We start from the raw sequence: 12,323 nt of genomic DNA on the forward strand, positions 1-12,323 counted from the left end.
ACCCTCAAGGCCGCAGATCCATCCGCTGAGCCGCCGCCCCGGTCTCACCGCCGGGGTGAGAGGCTTGACCCGACCCGTCCCGTTCAGCCGATCCGCACGCCTGGAGGCCGCCGTGTCCGTGCTCGCCGACATCGTCGCCGGCGTCCGCGACGACCTCGAGCAACGGCGTACGACGGTGCCGCTGGCCGACGTCCGCGCCGCCCTGGCCGACGTCGACGCCCCGCGCGACCCGATGCCGGCCCTCCGCGCCGCCGGCTCCAGCGTCATCGCCGAGGTGAAGCGGCGCAGCCCCAGCAAGGGCGCCCTGGCCGACATCCCCGACCCCGCCTACCTGGCCGCCGCCTACGCCCGCGGCGGGGCGGCGGCGATCAGCGTGCTCACCGAGCAGCGCCGCTTCGGCGGCAGCCTCCACGACCTGCGCGCGGTGCGCGCCGCGGTCCAGACCCCGCTGCTGCGCAAGGACTTCATCGTCGAGTCCTACCAGCTCGTCGAGGCCCGGGCGGCCGGCGCCGACCTCGCCCTCCTCATCGTCGCCGCCCTCGACGACGACCAGCTGCGACGGCTGCACGACGAGGCCGGCGAGCTCGGGCTCACCGTGCTGGTCGAGGTGCACGACGAGGCCGAGACCGAGCGGGCCGTCGACCTCGGCGCCGAGCTCGTCGGCGTGAACGCCCGCAACCTCAAGACCCTGGCCGTCGACCCCGCCGCGTTCGGCCGGCTGGCCCCGCTCGTGCCGCGCGACCGGGTGCTGGTGGCCGAGTCCGGGATCTCCGGACGCCACGACGTGCAGGGCCTCGTCACCGAAGGGGCCCGTGCCGTCCTGGTCGGCGAGGCGCTGGTGAGGGACGGCGACCCCGAGCGGGCCGTGCGCGAGATGTCAGGAGTGCAGCCGTGACCTCGACCTACGACGCCGACCTGCTCGGCTACTTCGGTGCCTCCGGCGGGCAGCAGTGGGGCGGGCGGTTCATGCCCGAGGCGCTGGTCGCCGCGCTCGACGAGCTCACCGAGGCCTGGCGCGACGCGATGGCCGACCCCTCCTTCGTCGCGGAGTTCGAGGCCATCCTGGTCGACTACGCCGGCACGCCCAGCAGGCTCTACCACGCCGAGCGGCTGAGCCGCAGGGTCGGCGCCCGCATCCTGCTCAAGCGCGAGGACCTCAACCACACCGGCGCGCACAAGATCCGCAACGTCCTCGGCCAGGCACTGCTGACCCGCCGGATGGGCAAGACGCGAGTCATCGCCGAGACCGGCGCCGGGCAGCACGGCGTCGCCAGCGCGACCGCCGCGGCGTACTTCGGCATGGACTGCACCGTCTACATGGGCGCGGTCGACACCCGCCGCCAGGCGCTCAACGTCGCCCGCATGCACCTGCTGGGGGCGAAGGTCGTGCCGGTCGAGTCCGGCAGCGCGACGCTCAAGGACGCGATCAACGAGGCGCTGCGCGACTGGGTCGCCTCGGTCGACCACACCGCCTACCTCTTCGGCACCGCCGCCGGCCCCCACCCGTTCCCGAGCATGGTGCGCGACTTCTGCCGCGGCATCGGCGACGAGGCGCGCGCCCAGTGCCTCGAGCAGTACGGCGTCCTCCCCGACGCCGTGGCCGCCTGCGTGGGCGGCGGCTCCAACGCCATCGGCCTCTTCACCGCCTTCCTCGACGACGAGGGCGTCGCCATCCACGGCTTCGAGCCCGGCGGCGAGGGCGTCGACACCCCGCGGCACGCGGCGACCATCCACGCCGGTGCCAGCGGGGTGCTGCACGGCGCCCGCACCTACGTCCTCCAGGACGAGGACGGCCAGACGATCGAGTCCCACTCGATCTCCGCAGGGCTCGACTACCCCGGCGTGGGGCCCCAGCACGCCCACCTCTCGGCGATCGGCCGGGCGACGTACACCCCCGTCACCGACGCCGAGGCCATGGAGGCCATGGCACTGCTGAGCCGCACCGAGGGCATCATCCCCGCCATCGAGAGCGCGCACGCGCTCGCCGGCGCCCTCCGGGTCGCCGAGCGCCTCGGGCAGGAGAAGGGCCCCGAGGCCACCGTGCTGGTCAACCTCTCCGGCCGCGGCGACAAGGACATGGGCACCGCCATCGAGTACTTCGGCCTCGGCGACCCCGACCGGGTCACGGCCGAGCCGGTCGGCGAGGTGCCCGGCGACACCACCGGTGCCGGCGAGGGCTCCGGGGCGGGGGAGCAGCTGTGAGCGTCGCGACCGCCTTCGAGAGGGCGCGCGCCGAGGGTCGCGCGGCGCTCGTCGGCTACCTGCCCGCCGGCTTCCCCGACGTCGAGTTCTCGATCGAGGCGATCCGCTGCATGGTCGACTCCGGCTGCGACGTCATCGAGGTCGGGCTGCCCTACAGCGACCCCGTCATGGACGGGCCGACCATCCAGGCCGCGGCCCAGCAGGCGCTGGAGGGCGGCACCCGCACCACCGACGTGCTCCGCACCGTCGAGGCGGTCGCCGCGACGGGCACGCCCACGGTGGTGATGACCTACTGGAACCCCGTCGAGCGCTACGGCGTCGACCGCTTCGCCGCCGACCTCGCCTCCGCCGGGGGAGCGGGCCTGATCACCCCCGACCTCACCCCCGACAGCGCAGCCGGCTGGACCGCCGCGGCGGACGTCCACGACCTCGACAAGATCTTCCTGGTCGCCCCGTCGTCGACCGACGCGCGCATCGCGATGACCACCGCCGCGTGCCGCGGCTTCGTCTACGCCACCGCCGTCATGGGGGTCACCGGGGCCCGTGCGAGCTCCAGCGACCTCGCCGGCCCGCTGGTCGCGCGCACCCGGGCGACGACCGACCTGCCGGTGTGCGTCGGGCTCGGCGTCTCCCACGGCGACCAGGCCGCGGAGGTCGCCGCCTTCGCCGACGGCGTCATCGTCGGCTCCGCGTTCGTGCGCACCCTGCTGGACCACGCCGACGACCGTGCGGCCGGGCTCTCGGCGCTGGCCGGCCTGACGGCCGACCTCGCCGACGGCGTCCGGCGTGGCTAGCCGCCTCGCGGTCCTGCTGGCGACGGTCCTGCTGCTCGGCGGGTGCGGCAGCGCCGGGGACGTCGTGGTGCCCGACGACGGCGACGGGCTGCACGGCGCCCGCCTCGACCAGCCCTACGACGTCCCCGAGGCGACGCTGACGGCCACCGACGGGTCGCCGTACTCGCTGGCCGGGGACACCGACAGGCCGCTGACGATGGTCTTCTTCGGCTACACCAGCTGCCCCGACGTCTGCACCGCCGTGATGAGCTCGCTGGCCGCCGCGGTCAACCGGCTCGAGGACGAGCGGCGCGAGCAGGTCGACGTGGTCTTCGTGACCACCGACCCGGCGGTCGACGACGAGGAGAAGGTGCGCCGCTACGTCGGTCGCTTCGACCCGGACTTCGTCGGGTTGACCGGCGACCTCGACACCATCGTGGCCAACGCCCGCTCGCTGGCCGTGGCCGTCGAGAAGGGTGAGAAGCTCGCGTCCGGCGGCTACGCTGTGGCCCACGGCGCCCAGGTCATCGGCATCGGGGCCGACGACCTCGCCCACGTCGTCTGGACCGAGAACACCTCGGCGGCCGACTTCGCCGACGACATCTCCACCCTGCTCGACGAAGGAGCCTGATCGTGTCCCTCTCGGTCTCGCTGGGTCCCTACGCCGCGTTCATCCCCAGCCCCGCCGACGGCGTCTGGAACCTCGGTCCCGTGCCCCTGCGCGGCTACGCGCTGAGCATCATCCTCGGCATCATCCTCGCGATCTGGATCGGCGAGCGCCGCTGGGTGGCCCGCGGCGGCACCTTCGGCGACGTGCAGGACCTGGCCATCTGGATGGTGCCGTTCGGACTGGTGGGCGGTCGGCTCTACCACGTGCTCACCGACTACGAGCTCTACTTCGGGGAGGGCCGCAACCCCGTCACGGCGCTCTACGTCTGGCGCGGCGGCCTGGGCATCTGGGGCGCCGTCGCGCTCGGCGCCCTGGGCGCGGCCATCGGCGCGCGGCGCAAGGGCATCCGGCTGCTGCCGATGCTCGACGCGCTGGCCCCCGCCGTCCTCGTGGGGCAGGCGATCGGCCGGTGGGGCAACTGGTTCAACCAGGAGCTCTTCGGCCGGCCCACCGACCTCCCGTGGGCCCTCGAGATCGACGCGGCCCACCGGCCGCCGGGCTTCGAGGGCTTCGCCACCTTCCACCCCACTTTCCTCTACGAGTTCGCGTGGAACCTCGCCGCCTTCGTCGTGGTGGTCCTGGTCGACCGCCGGCTCCGGCTGGGACACGGCCGGGTGGTCGCGCTGTACGTCATGGCCTACACGCTCGGCCGCGGCTGGATCGAGTACCTCCGCATCGACACCGTGCAGATGAACGACGTCCTGGGGCTGCGGCTCAACGTGTGGACCTCGATCGTGCTGTTCGTCCTCGCCGCGGCGTACTTCGCCTGGTCGCTGCGGGCGAGGCCGGGTCGCGAGGAGACGGCCTACACCGACCGCCCCGGCGCCGGCGACGACGCGGCCGCGGCGGAGCTCGATGAGCCTACGGAGGAGCCGGCGGGGGAGCCGGTGGAGGAGCCCGTGCTGGAGGAGACCGGCGGCGAGAAGCGTGCCGGCGACCCCTCCGCCTGACGCCGCTCCCGCGCGTCGGCACGAGCCTGTCCATGGCTCGAAACGCGCGTCTCGTGCGCCGGATCCCGGTGATAGCCTTCCCGCGCGGCTAGGGCCAACGTCGTCCCGCGCAGCACCACCGCTCCACCCCGCACCGATCCGGGTGCACTGCCAGGTCGCCCACGACGTGGGCGCAGACGACGACGGGAGAAGGCACATGCACGCGTTCCCGGCGCCCCAAGGGCTCTACGACCCCCGCCACGAGCACGACGCCTGCGGCGTGGCCTTCGTCGCCACCCTGACCGGTGTGGCCAGCCACGACATCGTGGCCAAGGCGCTCACCGCCCTGCGCAACCTCGACCACCGCGGCGCTGCGGGCGCCGAGGTGAGCTCCGGCGACGGAGCGGGCATCCTGCTGCAGGTGCCCGACGCGTTCCTGCGTGCCGAGGTCGACTTCGCGCTCCCGCCGCAGCACTCCTACGCCGTGGGGACCGCCTTCGTCCCCGGCGACGCCGAGCAGGTCGCCAAGACCCGGGCCCGCATCGAGCAGATCGCCGCCGAGGAGGGCCTGGCCGTCCTCGGGTGGCGCGAGGTGCCCGTGCAGCCCGACGTCCTGGGTGCCACCGCCCGGAGCGTGATGCCGACGTTCGTCCAGCTCTTCGTCGCGGGCGCCGGCAGGCGCGTCGGCGGCATGGCCCTCGAGCGGCTGGCCTTCTGCCTGCGCAAGCGGTCCGAGCACGAGACCGACGTCTACTTCCCGTCGCTGTCGTCGCGCACGCTGGCCTACAAGGGCATGCTCACCACCGACCAGCTCGACCACTTCTTTCCCGACCTGCTCGACGAGCGGGTGGCCTCGGCGATGGCCGTGGTGCACTCGCGCTTCTCGACCAACACGTTCCCGAGCTGGCCGCTGGCGCACCCCTTCCGCTTCATCGCCCACAACGGCGAGATCAACACGGTGATGGGCAACCGCAACTGGATGCGGGCCCGCGAGGCGCTGCTCCGGTCCGACCTCGTCCCCGGCGAGCTCGACCGGCTCTACCCCATCTGCACGCCCGGCCACTCCGACTCGGCGTCGTTCGACGAGGTGCTCGAGCTGCTGCACATGGGCGGCCGCTCCCTGCCGCACTCGGTGCTGATGATGATCCCGGAGGCGTGGGAGAACCACACCGAGATGGACGCCTCCCGCAAGGCGTTCTACGAGTTCCACTCCGCGCTCATGGAGCCGTGGGACGGCCCCGCGTGCGTGGTGTTCACCGACGGCTCGCAGATCGGCGCCGTGCTCGACCGCAACGGCCTGCGCCCCTCGCGCTACTGGGTCACCGACGACGGTCTCGTGGTGCTGGCCTCGGAGGTCGGCGTGCTCGACCTCGACCCCGCCACGATCGTGCGCAAGGGCCGGCTCCAGCCGGGCCGGATGTTCCTCGTCGACACCGACGAGCACCGCATCATCGAGGACGAGGAGGTCAAGGCCGAGCTGGCCGCCGCGCACCCGTACGACGAGTGGCTGCACGCCGGCCAGATCCACCTCGACGACATCCCCGAGCGCGAGCACGTCGTGCACACCCACGCCTCGGTGACCCGCCGCCAGCAGGTCTTCGGCTACACCGAGGAGGAGCTGCGGGTCCTGCTCACCCCGATGGCCAACACCGGCGCCGAGCCGCTCGGGTCGATGGGCACCGACACCCCGATCGCCGCCCTGTCGCAGAAGCCGCGCCTGCTCTTCGACTACTTCGCGCAGCTGTTCGCGCAGGTCACGAACCCGCCGCTGGACGCGATCCGCGAGGAGCTCGTGACCTCGCTGGCGGGCACCATCGGCCCCGAGGCCAACCTGCTCTCACCGACCCCCGCGTCGTGCCGCCAGGTGGTGCTGCCGTTCCCGGTGATCTCCAACGACGACCTGGCCAAGATCCGCCACATCAACCGGGACGGCGACATGCCGGGCTTCATCACCCACGTCTCCCGCGGCCTCTACGAGGTCGAGGGCGGCGGCGCCGCGATGGCCTCGCGTCTCGACGAGATCTGTGCCGAGGTGTCGGAGGCCATCGCCGGGGGAGCCCGCATCATCGTGCTCTCCGACCGGCACTGCACCGCCGAGCTCGCGCCGATCCCGTCGCTGCTGCTGACCGGCGCCGTCCACCACCACCTGGTGCGCGAGAAGACCCGCACCCAGGTCGGCCTGATCGTGGAGGCCGGGGACGTGCGCGAGGTCCACCACGTCGCCCTGCTCATCGGGTACGGCGCGGCCGCCGTCAACGCCTACCTGGCCATGGAGTCGGTCGAGGACCTGGCGCGCGAGGGCTACTACGTCAAGATCGAGCCCGAGGTCGCGGTGCGGAACCTCGTCAAGGGCCTCGGCAAGGGCGTGCTCAAGGTGATGTCCAAGATGGGCGTCTCCACCGTGGCCTCCTACACCGGCGCGCAGATCTTCGAGGCCGTCGGGCTCTCCCAGAGCGTGGTCGACAAGTACTTCACCGGCACCGTGTCCAAGCTCGGCGGCATCGAGCTCGACACCATCGCCGAGGAGGTCGCGCGGCGCCACGCCACGGCGTACCCCCGCGGCGGCATCGCGCCGGCGCACCGTGAGCTGGCGACCGGCGGCGAGTACCAGTGGCGCCGCGACGGGGAGCCGCACCTCTTCGACCCCGAGACGGTCTTCCGCCTCCAGCACGCCACCCGCAACGGGCGCTACGACATCTTCAAGCAGTACACCCACGCCGTCGACGAGCAGTCCGAGCGCCTGATGACGCTGCGTGGCCTGTTCCGGTTCAGGGAGGGGGCTCGGGCGCCGATCAGCCTCGACGAGGTCGAGCCGGTCTCCGAGATCGTCAAGCGCTTCTCCACCGGCGCGATGTCGTACGGCTCGATCAGCCAGGAGGCGCACGAGACCCTCGCCATCGCCATGAACCGGCTGGGCGCCAAGTCCAACACCGGTGAGGGCGGCGAGGACTCCGACCGCCTCCACGACCCGGAGCGGCGCTCCGCGATCAAGCAGGTCGCCTCGGGCCGCTTCGGCGTCACCAGCGAGTACCTCACCCACGCCGACGACATCCAGATCAAGATGGCGCAGGGCGCCAAGCCCGGTGAGGGTGGTCAGCTGCCGGGCCACAAGGTCTACCCGTGGATCGCCACCACGCGGCACTCCACGCCGGGCGTGGGCCTCATCAGCCCGCCGCCGCACCACGACATCTACTCGATCGAGGACCTCGCCCAGCTGATCCACGACCTCAAGAACGCCAACCCGTCGGCGCGCGTGCACGTCAAGCTCGTCGCCGAGGTGGGGGTGGGCACGGTGGCGGCCGGCGTCTCCAAGGCGCACGCCGACGTGGTGCTGGTCTCCGGCCACGACGGCGGCACCGGAGCCTCGCCGCTGACGTCGCTCAAGCACGCCGGCGGCCCGTGGGAGCTCGGCCTGGCGGAGACGCAGCAGACGCTCCTGCTCAACGGCCTGCGCGACCGGATCGTGGTGCAGGCCGACGGGCAGCTCAAGACCGGCCGCGACGTCGTCATCGCCGCCCTGCTGGGCGCCGAGGAGTACGGCTTCGCGACCGCGCCGCTGGTGGTCAGCGGCTGCATCATGATGCGGGTCTGCCACCTCGACACCTGCCCGGTGGGCGTGGCCACGCAGAACCCCGTGCTGCGCGAGCGCTTCACCGGCAAGCCGGAGTTCGTCGTGACGTACTTCGAGTACGTCGCCGAGGAGGTCCGCGAGATCCTGGCCGAGCTGGGCTTCCGCACCCTCGACGAGGCGATCGGCCAGGTCGGCGCCCTCGACGTCACCCAGGCCGTCGACCACTGGAAGGCCACCGGCCTCGACCTGCGGCCGATGCTCCACCGGGTCGACCTCGCCGAGCAGTTCGCCGACCAGGACCTGCGCTGCACCAAGTCCCAGGACCACGCCCTCGACAAGGCCCTCGACGTCGAGCTCATCGAGATCGCCCGCCCGGCGCTCGAGCACGGCGAGCAGGTGCGTGCCGAGGTCGCCGTGCGCAACGTCAACCGGACGGTCGGCACCATGCTCGGCCACGAGGTCACCAAGCGGTACCGCGGTGCCGGCCTGCCCGACGACACGATCGACCTGACGCTGACCGGCTCGGCGGGCCAGTCGTTCGGTGCCTTCGTGCCGCGCGGGGTGACGCTGCGCCTGGTCGGGGACGCCAACGACTACGTCGGCAAGGGCCTCTCCGGCGGCCGGCTCGTCGTCCGCCCCCACGAGTCCGCGACGTTCGCCGCCGAGGAGCAGGTCATCGCCGGCAACACCATCGGGTACGGCGCCACGTCGGGCGAGATCCTCCTGCGCGGCGTCGTGGGGGAGCGGTTCTGCGTCCGCAACTCCGGCGCCACCGCCGTGGTCGAGGGTGTCGGCGACCACGGGTGCGAGTACATGACGGGCGGGCGGGTGGTCGTCCTGGGACCCACCGGCCGCAACTTCGCGGCCGGCATGTCCGGCGGCTACGCCTTCGTCCTCGACCTCGACGAGCACCGGGTCAACCCCGACCTGGTCGAGCTGACCCCGCTCGACGACGACCGCGCCGCGGAGCTGCGCGAGCTCGTCGGGCGCCACCACGACGAGACCGCGTCCACCATCGCCCGGGCGCTGCTCGACGACTGGGCCTCGGCACGCGACCGCTTCCGGCTGGTCATGCCGCGCGACTTCAAGCGGGTGCTCGACGCCCGCGCGGAGGCGCTCGCGGAGGGCCTGACCGAGGACGAGGCCGCCGATCGCATCATGGAGGTTCTTCATGGCTGACCCCAAGGGTTTCCTCAAGCACGAGCGCCAGGTCGCCTCGCGCCGCGACGTCGCGGAGCGGGTGCGCGACTGGAACGAGGTGTACCCCGACGGCGTCGGGCGTGCGCTGCTGCCGATCATCACCACGCAAGCCGGTCGGTGCATGGACTGCGGCATCCCGTTCTGCCACCAGGGCTGCCCGCTCGGCAACCTGATCCCCGAGTGGAACGACCTGGTGTGGCGCGACGACTGGGAGGACGCCATCGAGCGCCTCCACGCCACCAACAACTTCCCGGAGTTCACCGGTCGCCTCTGCCCCGCACCCTGCGAGACCGCCTGCGTGCTCGGCATCAACCAGGACCCGGTGACCATCAAGAACGTCGAGGTCTCGATCATCGACCGCGCCTGGGAGCAGGGCAACGTCCGGCCGCAGCCGCCCGAGTGGCTCTCGGGCAGGACGGTCGCCGTCGTCGGGTCCGGCCCCGCCGGGCTCGCCGCCGCCCAGCAGCTCACCCGCGCCGGCCACACGGTCGCGGTCTACGAGCGCGACGACCGGATCGGCGGCCTGCTGCGCTACGGCATCCCCGAGTTCAAGATGGAGAAGAAGCACCTCGACCGGCGCGTCGACCAGATGCGCCGCGAGGGCACGGTGTTCCGCACCGGCGTCAGCGTCGGCCAGGACGACCTCACCGGCGACCGCCTGCGCGAGCGGTACGACGCCGTCGTGCTGGCGATGGGATCCACACTGGCCCGCGACCTCGACGTGCCGGGGCGCGAGCTCACCGGCATCCACCAGGCGATGGAGTTCCTGCCGCAGTCCAACCGGTCGTCGCTGGGGGAGGAGGTCGAGGGGCAGATCACCGCTGCTGGGCGCAACGTCGTCATCATCGGTGGTGGCGACACGGGCGCCGACTGCCTGGGCACCTCGATCCGCCAGGGGGCCGCGTCCATCACCCAGCTCGAGATCATGCCGCAGCCGCCGGAGGCGCGGCCCACGGGCCAGCCGTGGCCGTCGTACCCCATGACGTTCCGGGTGTCCTCGGCCCACGAGGAGGGGGGCGAGCGCGTCTACGCCACGTCCACGACCGAGTTCCTCGGTGACGAGGAGGGCCGGGTTCGGGCGCTGCGGGTGGTCGACGTGGACGAGCGGTTCCAGCCGGTGCCCGGCACCGACCGGGAGATCCCGGCCGAGCTGGTGCTCTTCGCCATGGGCTTCACCGGCCCGGAGAAGGCGGGCCTCGTGGAGCAGCTCGGCGTCGAGCTCGACCAGCGCGGCAACGTCGCGCGCGACCAGCGGTACTCCTCCTCGGTGCCCGGCGTGTTCGTCGCCGGCGACGCGGGCCGCGGACAGTCGCTGATCGTGTGGGCGATCGCCGAGGGGCGCGCCGCGGCCGCCGCCGTGGACACCTATCTCACCGGCTCCACCGCCCTGCCCTCGCCGATCTCGCCGACGGCACGGCCGCTGACGGTCTGACCTCACCGTCCAGGACGCCCGGGCAGCTTGTTGGATCGTTCCAATCTCGGCTAGAGTCGACGCGTGCGTAGAGCAAAGATCGTCTGCACCCTCGGCCCCGCCACGTCGACCCCGGAGCAGATCCGCCGGCTGGTGGACGTGGGCATGGATGTGGCGCGGCTGAACATGAGCCACGGCTCCCACGACGACCACGCCCGCAGCTACCGGCTGGTGCGGGAGGCGGCCGACGCGGTCGGGCACGGGGTCGGCATCTTCGCCGACCTCCAGGGGCCCAAGATCCGGCTCGAGACCTTCGCCGACGGCCCCGTGACGCTCGAGGTCGGGCAGACGTGGACCATCACCACGCGCGACGTGCTCGGCGACGCGGAGATCTGCGGCACGACGTACAAGGGCCTGCCCGGCGACGTCTCGCCCGGCGACCCGATCCTCATCGACGACGGCAAGGTCCGGCTCACGGTGCGCGAGGTGGGCGACACCGACGTCACCACCGAGGTCGTCGTCGGCGGTCCGGTGAGCAACAACAAGGGCATCAACCTGCCCGGCGTCGCCGTCTCCGTGCCCTCCCTGTCGGAGAAGGACATCGAGGACCTCCGCTTCGCCCTGCACCTCACCGTCGACTTCGTGGCGCTGTCCTTCGTGCGCTCGGGCGCCGACGCCGAGGCCGCGCGCGAGGTGATGCGCGAGGAGGGCGTGATGGTGCCGCTCATCGCCAAGATCGAGAAGCCGCAGGCCATCGAGAACCTCGACGAGATCGTCAAGGCGTTCGACGGCTTCATGGTGGCCCGGGGCGACCTGGGCGTGGAGAGCCCGCTCGAGGACGTGCCGTTCATCCAGAAGCAGATCGTGGAGCGGGCGCGGCGCAACGCCAAGCCGGTCATCGTCGCGACCCAGATGCTGGAGTCGATGATCACCAACCCCGCGCCCACCCGGGCCGAGGCCTCCGACGTCGCGAACGCGGTCCTCGACGGCGCCGACGCCGTGATGCTGTCGGGGGAGACCAGCGTGGGCGCGCACCCGTTCGGGACCGTCGAGATCATGGCCCGGATCATCAGCTCCACCGAGGACCACGGGCTCGACAGCATGGCGGCGATCGACTGGCAGCCGCGCACGACCGGCGGGGTGATCGCCAAGGCGGCGGCGGAGGTCGCCGAGCGCATCGGTGCGTCGTACCTCGTCGCCTTCACCCAGAGCGGCGACTCCGCCCGCCGGCTGGCGCGCTACCGCGGCTCGATCCCGGTGCTCGCCTTCACCCCCGAGGCCGTCGTCCGCTCGCAGCTGGCGCTGACCTGGGGCGTGGAGACGTTCAAGACCGCCACGGTCGAGCACACCGACGAGATGGTGCGCCAGGTCGACGAGCAGCTGCTCAAGATCGGCCGGGTCAAGGAGGGCGAGCGGGTGGTCATCATCGCCGGCGCACCTCCCGGCATCCCCGGCTCCACCAACGCGCTGCGGATCCACAAGATGGGTGACGCGATCAACGAGGTCGCGCCGGCCTACCGCCGCGACTGACCGGGGCTCGTCCCCCAGGCGCCGGCACCGACCGGTT

The 12,323-nt window shown here is 72.5% G+C and carries 8 protein-coding genes; all 8 read left to right on the forward strand.

Annotation, left to right across the window (positions count from 1 at the left end):
- The first annotated feature begins 112 nt into the window (after nucleotides 1-112).
- The 8 genes from trpC (at nucleotide 113) to pyk (ending at nucleotide 12,286) form a co-directional block, all read left to right on the forward strand.
- On the forward strand, nucleotides 113-895 hold the full coding sequence (gene trpC, locus QZX64_RS10550) for an indole-3-glycerol phosphate synthase TrpC (RefSeq protein WP_295659355.1): 783 nt from the start codon (nucleotides 113-115) through the stop codon (nucleotides 893-895).
- Nucleotides 892-2,202 carry a tryptophan synthase subunit beta gene (trpB, locus tag QZX64_RS10555; RefSeq protein WP_295659335.1) on the forward strand — a complete coding sequence of 437 codons (1,311 nt, stop codon included), beginning with the start codon at nucleotides 892-894 and terminating at the stop codon, nucleotides 2,200-2,202. Before trpC ends, trpB begins: the two co-directional genes overlap by 4 nt.
- Entirely contained in the window at nucleotides 2,199-2,996 is a 798-nt protein-coding gene (gene trpA / locus QZX64_RS10560) for a tryptophan synthase subunit alpha (RefSeq protein ID WP_295659337.1), read from the forward strand. Before trpB ends, trpA begins: the two co-directional genes overlap by 4 nt.
- A complete protein-coding gene (locus QZX64_RS10565; protein WP_295659340.1) occupies nucleotides 2,989-3,606 on the forward strand; it encodes an SCO family protein in 618 nt (205 codons plus the stop codon). Before trpA ends, QZX64_RS10565 begins: the two co-directional genes overlap by 8 nt.
- A gap of 2 nt (nucleotides 3,607-3,608) precedes the next feature.
- A complete protein-coding gene (gene lgt, locus QZX64_RS10570) occupies nucleotides 3,609-4,595 on the forward strand; it encodes a prolipoprotein diacylglyceryl transferase (protein WP_295659343.1) in 987 nt (328 codons plus the stop codon).
- Nucleotides 4,596-4,791: 196 nt separating this feature from the next.
- Nucleotides 4,792-9,324 (forward strand): glutamate synthase large subunit, encoded by a 4,533-nt coding sequence (gene gltB / locus QZX64_RS10575; protein WP_295659345.1) that lies wholly within the window; start codon nucleotides 4,792-4,794, stop codon nucleotides 9,322-9,324.
- Nucleotides 9,317-10,777: a glutamate synthase subunit beta gene (locus QZX64_RS10580; RefSeq protein WP_295659348.1), complete on the forward strand. Its 1,461-nt coding sequence runs from the start codon at nucleotides 9,317-9,319 to the stop codon at nucleotides 10,775-10,777. Before gltB ends, QZX64_RS10580 begins: the two co-directional genes overlap by 8 nt.
- Nucleotides 10,778-10,840: 63 nt before the next feature.
- Nucleotides 10,841-12,286: a pyruvate kinase gene (gene pyk, locus QZX64_RS10585; protein ID WP_295659351.1), complete on the forward strand. Its 1,446-nt coding sequence runs from the start codon at nucleotides 10,841-10,843 to the stop codon at nucleotides 12,284-12,286.
- Nucleotides 12,287-12,323 lie beyond the last annotated feature (37 nt).

Source organism: uncultured Nocardioides sp. (assembly GCF_902805925.1).
Classification (GTDB): Bacteria; Actinomycetota; Actinomycetes; order Propionibacteriales; family Nocardioidaceae; genus Nocardioides.

Bases quoted from the DNA above. Each gene is read 5' to 3' on its own strand.
- gltB (WP_295659345.1), top strand. From the start codon at position 4,792: ATGCACGCGTTCCCGGCGCCCCAAGGGCTCTACGACCCCCGCCACGAG.
- QZX64_RS10580 (WP_295659348.1), top strand. From the start codon at position 9,317: ATGGCTGACCCCAAGGGTTTCCTCAAGCACGAGCGCCAGGTCGCCTCG.